The sequence below is a fragment of the Flavobacterium niveum genome (genome assembly GCF_055231775.1).
Window position 1 is genome coordinate 255871 of the sequence record NZ_JBUYSX010000002.1, and the last position, 18015, is coordinate 273885.

Sequence of the window (18015 nt, forward strand, 5' to 3'; positions counted from 1 at the left end):
TAACATTCGTTCTGTTTCTAACTACTCGTTTTATAGTAGTTTCACTTTTAGGGAGGTTGAATTCTCTGGTTGTTTATCTATGTAAAAAGCAAATGAGCCTGCTCACGTAATTCTTTTTTGGCAGCTTCTTTATCTGCTTGAAGTTTACGGGCAAAATCTAATAATCCTTTAGATGGATTAGTTATATGTAAAGTATTGGTCTTCATATACACTGCAAATATATAAACTTTCTTCTAAATCTCTACCCGAAGATTCTTTTTATGTCCTTTTAAATCTTCTTAACGTATTATAGCACAATTATCTATTGCAATATTTGTACCATTGTTATATATAACACCACCTGTGCCAGTATTATTATCTGCTACAGGTGATGCTTTATTTTTCCCTTTTTCATTATGTCAAAGAACTACATCAGTCGAAAGTTGTAAAGTCATAAAGGCGAAAGCCTGAAAACTCCCAACATTCAAATTAGCATTAGAGTGAAGCTGCTCCCCTCTCTATTGGAGAGGGGCTGGGGGTGAGGCCTACACCCTCACAATATTGTCTATAATCACATTGTTATAAGTGCCTTTGCTGCCGCTGATATGGAACTGCAGTTCGGCAACGTCGCCGGGCAGTACATCGTGTAGCAATTCTATTTTGGTGCCCAGGGCGCTGGGGTAAAACATGCGCCCGTTTTCCTGTTCAAAATGCAGCTGCTGCACCGCGGTGCCCAGCTTGGTCGTTTTTACATCGCCTATGGCGGTTACTATGCCTTTTATGGTATAATTCATTTTTTAATGTTTAAGCCCCCAGCCCCAAAGGGGAGAAAGCGGTTAGAAGAGTTTTTTAGTTATGCGGGGTTCCCCCTTCGGGGGTTAGGGGGCTACACCGCCCTTACAGCAAATGCCACAAGGTTGTTGTACTGTATGCCACTGTTTTTGCTTATTTTTCCTTCAAGCGAAACATCTACCGCAATTTCGTCGTGTTCTTTATAGGGGTCAAGTTCCTCCATGCGGCGCCCGCGGAATTCTACAAATGCGCGTTGGCGGTGGTCGGGTACCAGGGTTACTACTTTTTTCTCATGGCCTGCTGTGTTGCGGTATTCAATACTTTCAATGGTTCCTGTAATAGTCATGCTTTTAGATTTAAAAATTTTTAGATTGAATGATTTAAAGATTTTGTGCAGGGTTATAGGTTACAGTATTCAGTCGTTTGTTTCCGGTCTCATCCGAATAACCTGATAACCAAATCGCCGTATAACCTATTCTGTAATAGTAAACCGCCTGTCGGTGTTAAAGAGCATAATGGCGGCCATATTGGCGTTAAAGGTCTGGGCTTGGTTGGTTTTGCCGCTTACCGTTTCGTTTGGCTGGGTTGGGTTGGTGCTGCTTGCTGTCATAATTTCATCTTCATCAAATATTTTGGGCAAATCTTGGTTGTTAAGGTGGTATATTCCACTTTAAGATTGTTGGTTTTAAGTGCTTGTGTTGGCTTGGTTAAAGTGTTTGTTGTGGATAAATGCACTATTTAACTAACTATTTGTTGTTTATTTCGCTTTTTGTGTTACCTTTGTCGAACCAACACTGCAAAATTAAGTGGAATATTCCACATGGCAAAATTATTGTGCGTTAATTTTTCCACTTTTTGGTGAAAATTTTTTGACGCCTACCGTAAACTGTTGATTATGGAAGGATTAGATATTAAAAAACGTCGTGAAGAATTGGGCCTGACCCAAAAGGAGTTAGGCGACCTTATTGGTGCCAGTCGCGAAACGATTATAAATTACGAGAAAGGCAAGCCTATACCGCGTAGTAAAAGTGAAATATTACACAAAGTATTGGCTGAAGACGTTAACCATACGCGTGTAGTAGGTGCTGAAGTAGTGCGCTATGTACCCGTGGTAGAGGAAAACAAGAACGGCAACCAGTTTGTGCCGCTGCCGAACGGGCAGTTTTATATGCTGATGCCTCTGGCAGAGTTTGAGGTGCAGGCGGGCTTCCTGGATAATTACCAGGACAGTCATTTCCTGATGGACCTGAGCCAGCACGGTATATTGGTAGATAAAGTGGTACATGGCCGCTATGTGGCATTCCGTGTGAATGGCGACAGTATGGACGATGGTTCGGCGCGTGCTATAGCCCGTAACAGTATTGTTACCACCCGCGAGCTGCAACGCCAGCACTGGACAAGCAAGCTGCGCTACCGCGATTTTCCGTATTGGGTTATTTATACCACCCAAAGTAAATTGCCCCTGCTTAAGGAAATCATAGAACACAATACCGAAGAAGGGTATATTACCTGCCATTCGCTTAACGACAGCCCTGAGTTTACCGATTTCCGTTTGTACCTTAACGACATCCAGGCGCTGTTTTATGTTATCGACGTTAACCGTACCGTGAGCAAGAAAGCGGTGTATTAGGTTATGCGGTTATACGGTTATGCGTTAATTTGTCAATAAGAAAGCAAGCATGAAAAAATACTACTTAATCCCGATAATGGTACTGCTTATAGCATGTAATAATCGTGAGTGGCATATCCCGCTTACCGAAGCAGAATACCGCAGCTATACGCCTAAGGATACCCTGCGCGAAAGCAAAGGGATATTGCTTACATTGGGGGAAAGGGATGATAATGGGTACATGTATGAAAGTAACCTGCTGAAGCTTGGCCGGCCCGGAGCGTATAAATATTTCAGGCTTTCGCCGGATGTGGCTTTTGAGAGTGATACTACACTGATTGAGGAGCAGCAGTTTTTTGAGAGTGGTGGGCATACGCAGGGCATTTGGGTATATGCTGCTTTTAAAAAGGATTTTACCACTTCCGAAATCCGTTTTAGTGTTGACAGCCTTCCGCCGGAGTACAACGGAAAACCGTTTCCGCAGGCTGAAGGGATTTATTTTTATGAAAACAAAAAACTGAGCAGGATAAGCCATGAGCAAACCGATGAGGCATTTAAGGCGTATGCCAAAAATGGCTTTTACTTTTTCCCGAACAGTGGTACGTTGTTTAAAAGGCACAGCATCCACGAACTGGAATAAATGGTATTGGTTTCCTGCGAGGGGTAAGTTTTCCTTATTTTTATTGCCTGAAAAAAATTACAACCGATAGTAAATGCAGCACTGATACACCACACCATAAACTTTGTAAAACAACAACTTGAAGGTGCTGAGGGCGGCCACAAATAGATGAGATAATCTCATAACGAATTGAAATACAAATAAGAAATCCGTTGCGGTATACTTTACCACAACGGATTTCTATTTTTTATCATAAAGAAAGATTTCTTTAATCGTTAACTACCAGTTTTTGCCTTACCGTGCCTGTGGCGCTGTTTATTTCGGCTATGTACAGGCCACCGGCCAGTGCGCTTACATCTATAGTATTGGTAGCGCTGTGGTATTGGTTGCTTAGTACCAGCTTACCGCTTAAGTCGTAAATGTTAGCCTGTAAAGGGAATGTGGCATTGTTTGTTTGCAGGGTTACACTGTTACCCGCAGGGTTAGGGAACAGCTTTACATTGCTTGCATTAAACTCCGGTGCGGAGGCGGTGGCATCGGTTATTTTGTATACTATACCGCCTATAATATCGGCTATATACAACTCGCCCTGCTCATCTTCGCCCAGGGTAGAAAAGTTTCCGTTAAAAGCCTCTGTCCATGTTATTTCGTTGCCACCTGGATTAAGCCCTATTTTACCGCTGCAATAGTCGGTAAAAACATATTGGCCTGTAAGGGCAGGGTAGTTACTTCCGGTGTATACAAAGCCACCGGTTATAGAACAGCCGCCATCGTCATGGGTGTATTCGGCTACGGGAGAAGTGTACATAACCGTAAGCGAACAGTCGTCGGCATTGTAGGTCTCGGTACCTTCAAAGCAGCGCCAGCCGTAGTTAATACCGGCCTCACCGGGGCCTACCATGTTTATTTCTTCTATATTGTTTTGGCCCACATCGGCTATCCAAAGGTCGCCGGTAAGGCGGTCAAACGAAAACTTCCAGGGATTACGCAGGCCGTACGCCCAAATTTCGTCGGCACCGTCTATACCTACAAATGGGTTGCCTTCGGGGATTGAATAGGTGTCGCCGTTATTCACATCTATACGCAGCAGCTTGCCCAAAAGAGTGTTAGTGTTTTGCCCGTTGCCTTGTGGGTCACCACCGCTGCCGCCATCGCCCATGGCTATATAAAGGAAACCATCGGGCCCGAAACGCAGGCAGCCGCCATTGTGGTTGCTGTACGGTTGGTCTATAGTAAGCAGTATCTGCGCGCTTGCGGGGTCGGCATAGGCAGCATTATCGGTACTGCGGGTGTAGCGGGCTATTACTGTATCGCCCGAAAGGTTGGTATAATCCACATACAAATACCCGTTATTGGCATAATCAGGGTGAAAGGCCAGACCCAGCAAACCCTGTTCGCCATTGCCATTGGTAAGCGCCGATATGTCCAGGTAAGGGGTTTCGTTTACCAGCCCGTCTACATTAAGTATCTTAATGGTACCGCCCTGTTCTACAATAAACAGGCGGCTGTCGCCCGCATGGGTAATTTCGCATGGCGAACTAAAGCCATCGGCAAACTGGCTCAGTTGTATTTCCTGTGCCCATGCGGCGGTGCAGCCAAGCATAAGGGCATAGCGTAAAAGTGTTTTCATAGCAAATTGGTTTTAAGAGATTTACTATAAAAATACCAAACTAAACTATAGCCCTTTGTGTATTTGTGAAAATTTTAATGTGCAGAAAGCATATTGCTATGCCGGCCATTTCTTTTTCAGCCAGCGGCGCACGGGTTCGTCATAGAGCTTCAGGGCGGCGTATGCCAGCACCACACTGCTTACAAACGTAAGGAGCATATACGGCCACGCTTCGCTATACGGTGGCTTTTTGTTGTTTGACACGTAGGCAGTATAGGCGTAGATAAAAGGATAGTGCGTAATGTAAATAGGATACGATATATCTCCTAAAAAACGGCATACGTTGGCAGCACGGCCCTGTAACTGCCCACCTGCACCGATGTATACTATAAGCGGGAATATAATGATGATACAGGCACTCTCATACAGGCCGTTCATCCAGTTGGTTTCGGGTGTACCCACACGCGGGAAAGCCATTACTGCAACCAATAGCAGGCTGCTCCACAAAAAGGCATTCTTTATGTTTTTTATACTTGCAATGCGGAATAACAGTAAACCTGCAAAGAACGGGAACATCATACGGCTGAAGCCAATGCGCAGCCCACCGGGGCTTAGCTCCCAGCCGCCTACAACATCGCCGCCTTCGCTAAACACGGCAAGGTAGACCAGCGCGCATGCCGAAAGGAATACCAGTACTATTAGTAATTTGTTGTTCAGCCTGCGGCCAAAAAGCGCGTAAAATATATTGGCTATATATTCAAAGAACAGCGACCAACCCGGGCCGTTAAGCGGGTGCATTTCGTTCCAGCCGCGTATGTCCTGAGATGGGGGCAGCGGCAGCAATGTACAGCCGATAACCATTACCAGCAACATTTGCCACACGGGAGTCGATTCTATTTTTGGCATTAATGAACACGCCTGGAAGTAGAACATAACGGCACCTACCACCATACCGAACACTACCATGGGCTGCAGGCGTTGCAGCCTTCGCCCGAAGAATTGCTTCATGCCCATGCTGTGCCAGCGGTCGTCGTACGCGTAGCCGATAACGAAGCCCGATAGCAGGAAGAAAAAATCTACCGCCAGGTAGCCGTGGTTAATTATCTGGTCGTGGTGGCTGGTAGAGTGCAGCTCGAAAATGTGGAAAATAACCACCATAAGGGCAGCTACCCCACGCAGCCCGTCCAGTATGGCATAGTGAGGTTTTGCAGGTGTTGCCTGCACAGTACTTGCGGATGTTTGCATAATGCTTTTGGAATTTGGGTGCAAGTAAATAAAACGTTTTAGTAAATGCAAAGATTGGGCTTAGTTTTGAATACTACGGTACTACATCGGAAACATAATCATACCCTGTATAGGTGATGTTGAGTAGCCCCTCCCCAGCCCTCCCCAAAGGGAAGGGAGCAGCTTCACTCATACGCAGAATAACTTTGAGGGACTTTGCGCTTACTTTGAAGAGCTTTGCGCAATAACTTCTCGGTAGTATATTTTTCTCGCAAAGCCGCTAAGGCGTAAAGTTATGAGATGGCTTCGTTCCATGACAGGCCTGAATTGGAGTGCTGTATTCATAGCGTTTTTCACGCACCGTCTTTGCGAGCGTAGCGCGGCAATATCATAATGCTGCTAAAAATCTTTTACATTCCGTAGGAATGCTTCGTGTGCTTTGAAGGCAATAAAAAACTTTGGGAGACTTTGCGCTTCCTTTGAGGGACTTTGGGTAATGGTTTCTTTATAATATATTTTCTCGCAAAGCCGCAAAGCCGCAAAGTTTTTATGAGATGGCTTCGTGCCCGCCATGACGGACGCAGCTGAAAATTTTATTAATAATTTTTCAATGCCCGTTTAATGAACAAATAGGCAAGAGTAAGCAACCATGAACTATAAACAACAAACAATAAACATAAAAAAAGGACAGCCCTTTACACTACCACCTGTAAGGGCTGCCCACACATTTGAGTTAGTTAAATATAGTTGAGTGGTTGGCTTCTATAAATTGGCTATTGCCTTGTCTTTCGGGTACCGGACTTTATAACTTATCCGTACCTTTTTGGTTTCGCCGGGGTTCAGTTTCAGTTCCCAGGTCAGTACACCGCTTTCGGTATTTACCTTGGCGCCGTCGTCTTTCAGCAGGGTTACTTCAATTTCTTTGTCGGTGCTTACCGGGTACTGGTCTTTTAGTAGCAGGGTTACCGTGTCTTTCTTGTTGTTGCGTACGGTGGTTTCATAGGTAAAGGTCTGCTCCTTGTACCCACTCAGGAATTTGGTGCCGCTTTTATCGGCTACTTTTTCACGTTTTACAGATACACGCTTGTCGCGGCCCATGCCCAGGTTCAGCGTATCTGAAGTCTGGTTAGGGTTGATGGTGGTTTTACCGATGTACATCCCTTCGAATATAATATTGGCCTCGCCCGGCAGCAGGTTGTACTTGCTGTAGTCGGTAACATCAGCCATAAGGAACGCCTCCTGCTCCAGCTTCGGAACCGAATAGTGGCGGTACGTAGCAGGCAGCTTTATCTCCTTCATGCGTACGCTGTGTGCCTTGCCGTTACTGGCTATATCATACGGGGCATCTATGGTAAACGACACGTTCATTTGGTTGTCGTTTATGGTGGTGTAGTCACCCAGGTCTTTTTTACCCACTTTATCCATATCTCCGCTTTCAGCTGAGTAACCTTTTATGTTAACACCTGAAGCCCTACCTTGTATAGTGTTTAACATCATATTGTTGCTGTAATACGCCGGTGCGCCAAACCTTAAAAACCACGCGGTAAGTATGGGTATCTGGCTGCTTTGGTTGGGCACGCCGCTGCTCAGGGTCAGTTTTACCTGTTTCCAGTCAATGCCGGTGTTTTGGGTTACCTGTGCCTTGTACATCATGCTGATGGGGCCGCTGCTGTTTTCGGCACGCAGGTCATAAAACGGCGCCCATGCCGCACCCTGGGTAAGGTAGGTTATCTCTAAAGGGTAGCTGCCCGCGGCATCGCACATTACCTGTAGCACCAGTTTGCCTTTGCTGGTGTCCTCGTCTTTAGGGGCATTGTCGGCATTCAGTTTTTTGTTCAGTATTTCCAGCTTCTCGTTCAGTTTCTTTTCACGGGTGCCTATGGTAAGCTGGTTGGCCGTAATCTCATTGCGCTTGGCACGATAGTAGTCTACCAGTTTCATAAGGTCGGCCACACTAAGGCCGGTATTTTGCCCGGCTACCTGTTGGTTTTTATCCAAAAGGTCAAGCGTTTTCTGGTCGTTGCTTTTTTGTGTCGCCAGCTTATCCAGTTCGGTACGGATAACCGCTATACTGTCGCGCACCTTTTTCAGTGCAGGCGAACCCGTATCGGGCACAGGGTATTCGCTCATGTAATTCTGTGTAAACTGCACCGACAGTACCGTAACCGCAGCGGGGGTACCCACCTGCACGGTATTTTCGTAAATATAGTTGGCTACGTTTTTCACAACAATTTCGCTGGTACCGGCAGGCAGGGTTACATTAGTAGTCTGGGTAAGTTCGGCACCGTTATAGTATACCGTGGCCTGCGTAGCCTTGGCATTGGCAAACACCGGCTTTTGGGCAAAAAGGCTGCCGCTTATAAGCAGCAGTGCTATCATTAAAATCTTTTTCATGTAAATAAGGTCTTTTTTATAAAGAGCATTGTTTAACGGAAAAGGTTGGGACGGGGGTGAAAAATTTTTTTGTTTTTTATCCCGGATTGTAAATCCTCCTTGACAGTGTTCCATACAAACGCTTATATTGCAATCGCAAATCTACCTGAACCATGAAACAATTTGAGGTTACCATGCAGCCGGAACTGTACCGCAGGCAGCATAGGCTTTGGCTTTATAAAAACTGGGAAAAGAACCGCCAGGCTACCCGCCGCACATGGTATATATCGGCAATACTATTACTTGCAGGCATGGCTGTGGCAAGCGCCAAAAATGGTGAAACAGGTTATCTGTTTATTCTTGTGGCTTTATTTGCGGCTTATACGGCATTTATTTCAATGTCTATATACAGGAGAAGTAAAAAGAGTTTTGAAAAAACGGTAAACGAAAGAATAACCGACTGGGAAAAACACCGCCAAAATACCCTTGTGGAATATGATGAAGAAAGTATACGCATGCTAAGCCCTACTGCCGATATAAAACTGAAATGGGAAAGCTTTAAAAGTTATTTTGTTATAGAGGAAACCCTGTACCTTATATCAGATATTGGTACAGCTTTTATTATTGCAGAGTCACTCGTTGGGGCTGAAATTTACGCCGAACTGATACGGATAATAGGAAGTAAAACGGCACAGTCATAAGTTTATAACTTCCATAAGTCTTCTTCTTGCCAGTTTTCTTTCATGCCTAAAGCCCCCGGGTCCACATTTGGGATTTTTCAAAAAGGGCAGACAACCTGGCCGTAAAGTTATTTTCCGGCTGTATCCTGTCTAACAAGTATTTCATAATACAAAGGTGAATATACAGCTTTAAAAATTCATGTTGTTTTGGGACATCCTTAACCCAATTATAGGGTGGATTCTGTAAAAGCTTTGGTGAACCGGGCAGGTTCTTATTCCATAACCTGGCGTGGTGGGCACATAAATTTCTTATCTGTGAGATGGATTGCAGCCAACTTGGGAGGTAGGTATGGTTAACAGCTCCTAATTCACGGGCTATTGTATCTTTAGACTTAACCTGGTTTTTAAGATTGCCGTATAGCTTTGATAAAGCCCCGAAACTTGTTTGTTCTAACGCTTTCCAGGAAGGAGGGAAACGCTGGTCTTCTTTATATTTTTTAAAATGGTTTTTTATTGTTACTTCCTTACTACGCTCCAGTTCTTCTTCAAGGTTTGCAAGTGTCTTTACTAACGCTTTACTGTCTTCAAAAATAAAAAAGTTTTGGAACCACCACGGGTCAAATTCATGAGACAGGTGATATATAAGTTTTGTCCTTAGGCTTATTTCAATTTTCTCAATTATATCAAATAATAAAATACGAAGTTCACGGTCAAAGTTGTAGAGTGCAATAACATCAGGAAACCTGCTGTTTGGTTTAAAAATATGCTGTTCTTTATCTGCCTGCATTACATACCAATACTCACCCAGCCGATAATAACTTATATGGGACAGATAATGATGTGCATTATCTGCGTCATCAATTAACAGGCCTCTGGTTTTAAGTTTATCAATTTGTTGGTCAATGGTAAGGGCTGGTTTTTCGAACATATTATAATTAATAAGTCCCGCTAAAATACAAATTATGTACTAAAACGGGACTTATTAAAAGCAAAAGACACACCCTGGTACGCTGTATGTTAACAAACAAACTCGCGCGGTGTGTACTGTTGCTGCAAAGATACAAATATTTTATAAAATTACTACTGTAACTTTTTCTATAATTCTGCCTGGGGTTAGAAGCATAGTGTTTTGTAGTAATGCTTATGGTACCGAGTTCTATATATCCGGTTCGAAAACAGTAACCCGCTACTGAAAATTTTCCCTAACTTTGGTGAAACCAAATCCATAAATACCATGAAATTTACCCGCTTAGTACCCAGTATATTTTACGAAGACATTACTGTAGGGCTCGATTTGTTTATCAACTGCCTGGGGTTTACTATGGGCTACAATGGCCTTGCCGAACGCGAACCCTGCTGCGTGGTAGACTGTGACGGGCTATCGGTATTTTTGTTTCAAAACAAGGAGTATGCCGATAAGGACCGCCCCGAAATACGCATCCATACACCCGATATACAAGCCGTATACAGTAAGGTTTCGGCAACGCACCCACACCTGTTGCACCCCAACCTTAACAAGGTGACCATGCGCCCGTGGGGTGCGCTGGAATTTGCCATAGCCGACCCATCGGGGGTGGGGGTAAGGGTACAGCAGTGGCCCGGTCACTAAGTATAATCGTTAAATGGTATACTTAGGGCGTTAGCAATGCCTTCGGCTACATACCTGGCATCGGTTTCCATGCTATAGCTGAATAAGTGTTTATATGTACTGTCATTTTTCCAGGCATTTATTCGAAATTCTGTACTGTAGCTGTCACCGCTTTCCGTTGTGCGCCTGTAGGTATTGCGTGTTAGTGATATATAATCAGGATTCCCTGTGCTGATTTCTTTGCCGTTAAACCTTATGCCAAACAACACCCAGCTTCTGCGTACTGTGCCACGGGCTTTGCTTATCACTATATTCACAATAGTGAGCATGTAAATAATAAACAACGGCTCTAACACCAGACCAATTCCTGCGGCCATGGGGCTGAAGAACCAATGGGCATATTCTTGTCCCAGTTGTACGTACCGGTACATAATCCAGATGTGCATGGGGAAAAGCGTAAGCGCTGTAAGGCCAATGCCCCGCCATATTCCGTGTGGTTTATATTCTGTAACCGTAGCTTTCATTGCGGTAAATATACATATAGTCCTGTATCAGAAAAACATTTATCTTTACCATAAATCCCATCAACTATGAAACATCTTGCTGCGCTGCTGTTTGTTATGTTTAGTACTGTGGCTTCATTTGCACAGGTACAGCTTACATTGGTAAACAAAACACCTTACCCGCTGCAAAACGTAACGGTAGGCACCACCACCACTGCGCTGATACGCCCGGGGCAGAATGTTGTTTTGAGCCTGCCTTCACTGCAACTGCTGGATGATTCGCCTTACCTTGAGGCAAAGACTAATGTTTACGATACTACACTGCAAACCCAGCCTGCACAAACTACCGGTATTGTAAACCTGCAAACTGTGTTTAAGGGCAATTATATTTTGGAACTACGTATTGCCCAAAATGCCTATGGTACCGAAATACTGCAACTGGTGCACATGAATAAGCCCGGACATTGCGGTACTATTGGTTCGCTGAAATCTACTACCAATTAATTACTGACCACTGCCAACCTTGAAAAATCTCTGCGTCTTAGTGCTTATCGTTTTACTTTCGGCCTGCCATAAACGGGAGCCGGGCAAAGTGCCTGTACCCGAAACTGCCGAAAGTACAACGCCCGACACTGTTTACGAAACTTACGATGCCCGCGAGCACAACTATGCCGGAAATAATGACAGCCTGTACGCCGATGATACTTTAATTAAGGTAGACAGGCAACTTTGGAAATGTACCGTTTCTGCACAGTGCCTTTTGGGTACAACCTATGTTTTTAATCATACCTACACCGATAAAGGGGTAACACATATTGGTAAATACACAGGTTATGATGCCGCATATACTTTTACGCTTACCGATGCTGCCGGGAAACAGGTGTTTAAAACCGTGTTTTCTAAAAAGGATTTTGAAAATACTGCCGACGGTAGCGTGGTAGCAGAAACTGTTATTGATACGCCTACCGTGCTCGGGTACGTACCGTCTTTTGATGCCTTTATGTTTACGGTGCGTTTCCTTGTGCCGGAGAGTGATGTGGGCGATGAAGTTTTTCTGTTGATAGGCCGCGACGGGAAGTTGCGCCACATGACGTATTACAACAGTTTTGGCGGTGGCGGCTGCGACGGGAAAATCGCCGTGGCACCCGATGGCAGCTTTATTGTTACCAACTACGAGGTGCTGCATCGCAACGGTAAAAAAACCAACCTGAATACCAAAGGCCACTGGCTGGTAACCAAAAGGCTGGTAAACCCTGAAACTATACTGGCTATTGATGAATATAATGACAGCACCAAAGTACCCAATGCCCGCCTGGTGTCGCCGTACGGTAAGGTGCTGAAGACGTTTACCTACAGGGGTTATTATGATGTGCTGGGTTTTGTGGTTCCGTGTTTTGAAGACAAAACTACGCTATACCTGCAGGACGATGACAACTCGCTAAGGGTAATACCGAAGAAAAATCCTCAAAGTACTACACTTATACCCATAGCGCAGATAAAGCAGGATGATGACAGTCCTGAAAAACCTGTAGAAAAGTCATTTAAAATCAGCAATGAAGGCTCTAATGATGTTTATAATTACCTGCACGATACTGTGGCAAACACCTACAGGCTAAGGATACTTAAGGAGTAGGTTTTTTAATCAGAAAAATTTTAGCAAATTTTTAACACGCCTTTTACATCATATGGGGCTGTCATGGCGTTCTATTGGCATAGTTTTCGCTCAAATTTTTTAAGTATTAATCAAAAACCACAATTGCCATGAATCCACTTGAAAACGAAACCAGGATTGTGCGCCCGAACTATACGTTGCCGGCAGTGGTAATGGCGGTATTGGGCTACTACATTGCCTTTCACATTGCAGAACAGCCACACATGGCCAATGCCCTTGTTATAAAAGCACTGGGTATTGTAAACATGTTAGTGTTTGGTATTGTAGCCGTAGCGGGCATTAAGAAAGCTCTGGGCAAATAACCCTGCCCCACCTTAACCACCATTTTAAAGCACATCTTACTATTTAAATATTTTCTCTAAGCAGCCGTATGGTTCCGTAAAAAGGACGATACGGCTGTTTTTATTTTATGAATATTAGTTTTATAATCTAAGAGATTGTATGATGTAAAATTTTCTTATTTTCTTATTTTTGTTCTAATAAAGTCAAATGTTTGACTTTATTTTTTATTTTTGTATGAAATAAGATTTTTTATGCTTCGTGAAATCTCTAAAAAACAAGTTTTAGACAGGATAAGATTTGAAAACCCGTGGTGGGTGGATGGGCAAATTGAAGCTGATTATAATGATATGCCCAGACGATTATATTTTGATCTTTTTAAGCCTCTAGTTTATGAAAGGGAGATAAGGAGGGCTGTAGTATTAATGGGGCCTCGTAGAGTAGGTAAAACAGTAATGCTTTACCATATGGTTCAGGATATGATAGAGGGTTCTTACGAGCCTAATAAAATTATATTTATTACTATTGAGAATCCCATATACAATAATATTTCCCTAGAGCAATTGTTTATTTATGCAAAAGAAGCAACAGGATTAAAGGATAAAACCGGATGGACTGTAATATTTGATGAGATTCAGTATTGTAGAAACTGGGAAGTGCATTTAAAATCTCTTGTTGATAGTTACAGAAAAGATAAATTTATAGTTTCAGGCTCTGCTGCTGCTGCTCTTAAATTTGCAAGTACGGAGAGCGGTGCAGGAAGGTTTACTGATTTTCTTTTACCTCCACTTACATTTAACGAATATATTTCTCTAAAGGGTCTTGACAGGATTATTACTACAATAAATTTAAAGTGGCGAAATACTGTATCTGAATTTTATACTTCTACTCATCTTGAAGAATTAAATAGGCATTTTATTGATTATATCAATTTTGGGGGCTATCCGGAAGTTATTTTTTCTAAAAAGATACAGGAAAATCCCGGAAGATATATAAGGCAGGATATAGTAGATAAAGTTTTACTTCGCGATTTACCTAGTCTTTATGGGATTAGTGATACCAGAGAATTAAACTCGCTTTTTACAACAATAGCATATAATACAGGGGGAGAATTTTCTTTAGAAACACTTAGTAAACAGTCGCAAGTTCCTAAGAATACGCTTAAAAAGTATATTGAATATCTCGAGGCGGCTTATTTAATAAAGCAGGTTAAGAGGATAGATCAAAGTGGTAAAAGGTTTAAGCGGGATAATTTTTTTAAAATTTACCTTACTAACCCATCTTTGCGCAGTGCGTTATTTTCTCCTGTAACAACTACTGATGAAATGATAGGGAACCTTGTTGAAACCGCAATTTTTGCTCAATGGATGCACCGTGAGTGGTTTACGCCGTGGTATGCCCGTTGGAGTAATGGTGAAGTAGATATGGTAGGTTTAAGTGATACAACTTTAAAACCGATATGGGCTTTGGAAATAAAATGGAGTAATCGATATTATGATAAACCTCATGACCTAAAGAGCCTCCACAAATTTTGCGAGGAGAATGAACTGAATAATCCAATTGTAACTACAATAGATAAAGAAGGCGAGATTGAAAATAAAGGTTTAAATATACAATATCTTCCTAGTTCTTCTTATGCGTATACTGTGGGTAAAAACACTCTGAATAAGAAGCTGAATAAATAGAAAAACAAAATCCCCTTTTCGCGAGAAAAGGGGATTTTAGCTGTATAGATGAATTTAATCAACCAGTATAATGATCCTGTTGTCTTTAAGTTCCAGTGTACCGCTTTCTATAGGCAGGTAAAACTTCTGGTCTTTGTCCTGTTTTGTAAAACGCTCGCTAAGCTCAGCAGTTTTAAAATCAGGCACGGCTATTTTGATGTTGCCCTGGGCCAGTATCGAAACAATATTGGCGTGGTGGTCCAGCATCTGGAATTCGCCATTTACGCCCGGCACAGTTACCGATGTAACGTTGCCTTTAAATAAATGCCCTTCCGGCGATACTATTTCTAATGATAACATAGTCCTTTTAGTTGATGGTTGTTAGTTGTCGGTTGTTGGCAGCTTCTAACAACCAACAACCAACAACCAATAAACCAGGTTTACGCTTCGGCTAACATTTTCTGGCCTGCTTCAATCACATCCTCTATACCGCCTTTAAGGTTAAAGGCAGCTTCAGGAAGGTGATCCAGCTCACCGTCTATAATCATGTTAAAGCCTTTTATGGTATCTTTAATATCTACAAGTACACCAGGTATACCTGTAAACTGCTCAGCTACGTGGAACGGCTGAGAAAGGAAACGCTGTACGCGGCGTGCACGGCTTACAACAAGTTTATCTTCCTCGCTAAGTTCTTCCATACCAAGGATGGCAATGATGTCTTGCAGCTGCTTGTATTTTTGCAGTATCTCTTTTACCCTCTGTGCAGTGTTGTAATGGTCAGCACCAAGGATTTGAGGGGTAAGGATACGTGAAGTTGAATCTAGTGGGTCTACCGCAGGGTAAATACCAAGCTCGGCGATTTTACGGCTAAGTACCGTAGTAGCGTCAAGGTGGGCAAATGTTGTGGCAGGAGCCGGGTCAGTTAAGTCATCCGCAGGTACGTATACCGCCTGAACCGAAGTAATTGAACCGTTTTTAGTAGAAGTAATACGCTCTTGCATAGCACCCATCTCAGTAGCAAGTGTAGGCTGGTAACCTACCGCAGATGGCATACGGCCAAGTAGCGCCGATACCTCTGAACCCGCCTGTGTAAAACGGAAGATGTTGTCTACGAAGAACAGTACGTCTTTACCTTGTCCTTCACCGGCACCGTCACGGAAATACTCGGCAATGGTAAGGCCTGAAAGGGCTACACGGGCACGTGCTCCCGGTGGTTCGTTCATCTGTCCGAACACGAAAGTAGCTTTACTTTCCCTCATACCGGCTTTGTCTACCTTAGAAAGGTCCCAACCGCCGTTTTCCATAGAGTGCATAAAGTCTTCACCGTACTTGATAATGCCTGATTCAAGCATCTCACGCATAAGGTCGTTACCCTCACGGGTACGCTCACCTACACCGGCGAAAACCGAAAGACCACCGTGGCCTTTTGCTATATTATTAATAAGCTCCTGGATAAGTACCGTTTTACCTACACCGGCACCACCGAAAAGACCAATTTTACCACCTTTTGCATAAGGCTCGATAAGGTCGATTACTTTGATACCTGTAAAAAGTACTTCAGAAGATGTAGAAAGTTCGTCGAAACGAGGGGCAGAGCGGTGGATTGGAAGACCGTTTGCACCTTCTTTAGGAAGGTTACCAAGGCCGTCAATGGCATCGCCTACTACATTAAACAAACGTCCGTAGATATCGCCGCCGATAGGCACCTGTATAGGAGCACCGGTTGCTACTACTTCCTGTCCGCGGCTAAGGCCGTCTGTAGAGTCCATAGATATGGTACGTACAGTATCCTGTCCCACGTGAGACTGTACCTCAAGTACCAGTTTTGAACCATCATTTTTAATGATCTCTAATGAATCGTAGATCTTTGGCAGGGCCGCAGCCTGTGAGTCAAACACCACGTCTACTACCGGGCCGATAATCTGTGCAACTTTTCCTGTTACTTTAGACATTGCTTATGTATTTATTAAACAGCTATTTATAGAATAAGGAAAAACCCTTTTTTTCCGAGTGCAAAGATAGTTGTTTATTACTGAAATATGCAATATGTATTTTGCTTATTTTTCAATAAAGTAAACGTTTTGGGTTAATTTGTTTATTTGCTAATGCGGTTATCGGGTTATCGTTAACGGATGTGGAGAATTATGGGCAATAGTTTTCAGTCGCAGCCGCAGTTTTCAGGGCTTACCTGGGTGTTTGGTAACATGTAGTTTCATAGAGAAGACAGAGAAGCTATTACGAAAGGCTTTACTCAGCCTTTGCAATATTATCGGTGTTTTTTTCTACCCTGAAGGTGTTGCCGCTAAAAATAATACGGGTAGTATCGGCCTGGTCTGGCTTATCGCCTTCATGGAATACCAATGATTCTATAACCACCATGGTATTCGGTTCACCGGTAAAATCGCCCGGCAGTATTTCCCTGAACGAGCGTGAGCTGTAGCCGTCGCCACTGTTAGCCGACCAGCTTTCGGTTATAAACGCCATGCTGCCATCGGCATTCACCACATAGTAGCGCGATATTTGTGCATAGTCGCAGGCGGGTGTGCCGTAGTTAAGCTTAAAGATGAGTTTTTTGCCGCCCAGTTCGTGGTAGCCCATAGAGGTTACAAAGGGTTCGCCCTCGCCTTTAAAAGCGTCTTTAAACAGTAGTTTACCGTCTTTTTTCACCTCCAGGAAACCGGGGTTCTCAAAACCGTATTCGTCCTCATCATACTTAGTATACCCGTAGCGGAAGGTAAAGCCTTCCAGGGTTTTTTCGTGGGGAATAAGGCGCTGCTGGTTTTTCAGGGCTTCTTCGTCAAGCGGGGTCTCTTTTGCAGGCTTGGGTGTTTTTTTAGGTATGGGCCTGTATACCTGCGCCGTTTTTCCGGTGCCAGGCTGTGTACCTTCTTCCCCGCGGTTGCCATTACAGGCCGCCAGGATAAAAGATAGTGCAGTGAGGGTATACATAATCCGCTTCATAATGCCTGCGTAGTGGTTAAGGGTATAAACTTACAAAAAACCTTTTAACGTAAAAGCGGTTTATGATATTATTGCTTTCAGTGTTAATTTGTAAATGTGTTGATTCGTTTATTTGTTTGGTGTGGATTTTTCAATCACAGCCACAGTTTCCATTCTCTTTGCGGCTTTGTGACTTTGCGAGAAATTGAAAAATTTACAGGCGAGGATAGTTGCCCGACTTTATGACTTTCGACCTTTAACTTTCGACTTTAAGATTCATCCGGGATAAACTCCATAATATCGCCGGGCTGGCAGTCGAGTTCGCGGCAAATTGCCTCCAGCGTACTGAAGCGTATGGCTTTGGCCTTACCGGTTTTCAGTATGGAGAGGTTAGCCGTGGTTATGCCCACCTTATCGGCCAGTTCGTTGCTGCGCATTTTGCGTTTGGCCAGCATCACGTCGAGGTTTATAATTATAGGCATGG

21 protein-coding genes are annotated in these 18015 nt (G+C 43.6%); 8 read left to right on the forward strand and 13 right to left on the reverse strand.

The window, feature by feature from the left end; translation table 11 throughout:
* Positions 1-77: 77 nt before the first annotated feature.
* The 4 genes from ACZIX4_RS06585 to ACZIX4_RS06600 form a co-directional block, all read right to left on the reverse strand.
* Entirely contained in the window at positions 78-206 is a 129-nt protein-coding gene (locus ACZIX4_RS06585; protein ID WP_463334821.1) for a hypothetical protein, read from the reverse strand.
* Positions 207-524: 318 nt separating this feature from the next.
* A complete protein-coding gene (locus ACZIX4_RS06590; RefSeq protein WP_463334822.1) occupies positions 525-773 on the reverse strand; it encodes a hypothetical protein in 249 nt (82 codons plus the stop codon).
* Positions 774-865: 92 nt separating this feature from the next.
* A complete protein-coding gene (locus ACZIX4_RS06595; RefSeq protein WP_463334823.1) occupies positions 866-1117 on the reverse strand; it encodes a hypothetical protein in 252 nt (83 codons plus the stop codon).
* Positions 1118-1243: 126 nt separating this feature from the next.
* Positions 1244-1411: a hypothetical protein gene (locus ACZIX4_RS06600; protein ID WP_463334824.1), complete on the reverse strand. Its 168-nt coding sequence runs from the start codon at positions 1409-1411 to the stop codon at positions 1244-1246.
* A gap of 255 nt (positions 1412-1666) precedes the next feature.
* On the opposite strand from ACZIX4_RS06600, the gene ACZIX4_RS06605 reads away from it, so the two are divergent.
* On the forward strand, positions 1667-2401 hold the full coding sequence (locus ACZIX4_RS06605; protein WP_463334825.1) for a helix-turn-helix domain-containing protein: 735 nt from the start codon (positions 1667-1669) through the stop codon (positions 2399-2401).
* Between the two features lie 49 nt (positions 2402-2450).
* Positions 2451-3020, forward strand: coding sequence for a hypothetical protein (locus ACZIX4_RS06610; RefSeq protein WP_463334826.1), 570 nt, complete (start codon positions 2451-2453; stop codon positions 3018-3020).
* A gap of 247 nt (positions 3021-3267) precedes the next feature.
* Here ACZIX4_RS06610 and ACZIX4_RS06615 read toward each other — a convergent pair whose 3' ends face one another.
* The 3 genes from ACZIX4_RS06615 to ACZIX4_RS06625 all read right to left on the reverse strand — a co-directional run bounded on the left by ACZIX4_RS06615 (position 3268) and on the right by ACZIX4_RS06625 (position 8226).
* A complete protein-coding gene (locus tag ACZIX4_RS06615; protein WP_463334827.1) occupies positions 3268-4629 on the reverse strand; it encodes a PQQ-dependent sugar dehydrogenase in 1362 nt (453 codons plus the stop codon).
* A 96-nt stretch (positions 4630-4725) separates the two neighbouring features.
* Positions 4726-5853, reverse strand: coding sequence for an acyltransferase family protein (locus ACZIX4_RS06620; protein ID WP_463334828.1), 1128 nt, complete (start codon positions 5851-5853; stop codon positions 4726-4728).
* A 741-nt stretch (positions 5854-6594) separates the two neighbouring features.
* Positions 6595-8226: a DUF4139 domain-containing protein gene (locus ACZIX4_RS06625; protein ID WP_463334829.1), complete on the reverse strand. Its 1632-nt coding sequence runs from the start codon at positions 8224-8226 to the stop codon at positions 6595-6597.
* Between the two features lie 152 nt (positions 8227-8378).
* Between ACZIX4_RS06625 and ACZIX4_RS06630 the strand changes: the two genes are divergently transcribed.
* Positions 8379-8906 (forward strand): hypothetical protein, encoded by a 528-nt coding sequence (locus tag ACZIX4_RS06630; RefSeq protein ID WP_463334830.1) that lies wholly within the window; start codon positions 8379-8381, stop codon positions 8904-8906.
* A gap of 46 nt (positions 8907-8952) precedes the next feature.
* On the opposite strand, the gene ACZIX4_RS06635 is transcribed toward ACZIX4_RS06630, so the two are convergent.
* Positions 8953-9813 carry an Abi family protein gene (locus ACZIX4_RS06635; protein WP_463334831.1) on the reverse strand — a complete coding sequence of 287 codons (861 nt, stop codon included), beginning with the start codon at positions 9811-9813 and terminating at the stop codon, positions 8953-8955.
* A gap of 306 nt (positions 9814-10119) precedes the next feature.
* On the opposite strand from ACZIX4_RS06635, the gene ACZIX4_RS06640 reads away from it, so the two are divergent.
* Complete coding sequence (locus tag ACZIX4_RS06640) at positions 10120-10494, forward strand: VOC family protein (RefSeq protein ID WP_463334832.1); 375 nt, start codon at positions 10120-10122, stop codon at positions 10492-10494.
* Here the strand turns inward: ACZIX4_RS06640 and ACZIX4_RS06645 are convergent.
* Positions 10491-10997 (reverse strand): hypothetical protein, encoded by a 507-nt coding sequence (locus tag ACZIX4_RS06645; RefSeq protein ID WP_463334833.1) that lies wholly within the window; start codon positions 10995-10997, stop codon positions 10491-10493. The genes ACZIX4_RS06640 and ACZIX4_RS06645 overlap by 4 nt on opposite strands.
* A gap of 66 nt (positions 10998-11063) precedes the next feature.
* Between ACZIX4_RS06645 and ACZIX4_RS06650 the strand changes: the two genes are divergently transcribed.
* The 4 genes from ACZIX4_RS06650 to ACZIX4_RS06665 all read left to right on the forward strand — a co-directional run bounded on the left by ACZIX4_RS06650 (position 11064) and on the right by ACZIX4_RS06665 (position 14612).
* On the forward strand, positions 11064-11480 hold the full coding sequence (locus tag ACZIX4_RS06650) for a hypothetical protein (RefSeq protein WP_463334834.1): 417 nt from the start codon (positions 11064-11066) through the stop codon (positions 11478-11480).
* 40 nt (positions 11481-11520) lie between these two features.
* Positions 11521-12609, forward strand: coding sequence for a hypothetical protein (locus ACZIX4_RS06655; protein ID WP_463334835.1), 1089 nt, complete (start codon positions 11521-11523; stop codon positions 12607-12609).
* A 128-nt stretch (positions 12610-12737) separates the two neighbouring features.
* Positions 12738-12950 carry a hypothetical protein gene (locus ACZIX4_RS06660; RefSeq protein WP_463334836.1) on the forward strand — a complete coding sequence of 71 codons (213 nt, stop codon included), beginning with the start codon at positions 12738-12740 and terminating at the stop codon, positions 12948-12950.
* A gap of 231 nt (positions 12951-13181) precedes the next feature.
* Positions 13182-14612, forward strand: a complete 1431-nt coding sequence (locus ACZIX4_RS06665; RefSeq protein ID WP_463334837.1) for an ATP-binding protein — start codon at positions 13182-13184, stop codon at positions 14610-14612.
* 54 nt (positions 14613-14666) lie between these two features.
* On the opposite strand, the gene ACZIX4_RS06670 is transcribed toward ACZIX4_RS06665, so the two are convergent.
* The 4 genes from ACZIX4_RS06670 to ACZIX4_RS06685 form a co-directional block, all read right to left on the reverse strand.
* Positions 14667-14951 (reverse strand): F0F1 ATP synthase subunit epsilon, encoded by a 285-nt coding sequence (locus tag ACZIX4_RS06670; protein ID WP_463334838.1) that lies wholly within the window; start codon positions 14949-14951, stop codon positions 14667-14669.
* Positions 14952-15031: 80 nt separating this feature from the next.
* Entirely contained in the window at positions 15032-16543 is a 1512-nt protein-coding gene (gene atpD / locus ACZIX4_RS06675; RefSeq protein ID WP_463334839.1) for a F0F1 ATP synthase subunit beta, read from the reverse strand.
* Positions 16544-16838: 295 nt separating this feature from the next.
* The gene (locus tag ACZIX4_RS06680; RefSeq protein ID WP_463334840.1) at positions 16839-17552 is read right to left on the reverse strand and encodes a hypothetical protein; all 714 of its coding nucleotides are present in this window, start codon (positions 17550-17552) and stop codon (positions 16839-16841) included.
* 248 nt (positions 17553-17800) lie between these two features.
* Positions 17801-18013: a helix-turn-helix domain-containing protein gene (locus tag ACZIX4_RS06685; protein WP_463334841.1), complete on the reverse strand. Its 213-nt coding sequence runs from the start codon at positions 18011-18013 to the stop codon at positions 17801-17803.
* Positions 18014-18015: the final 2 nt, after the last annotated feature.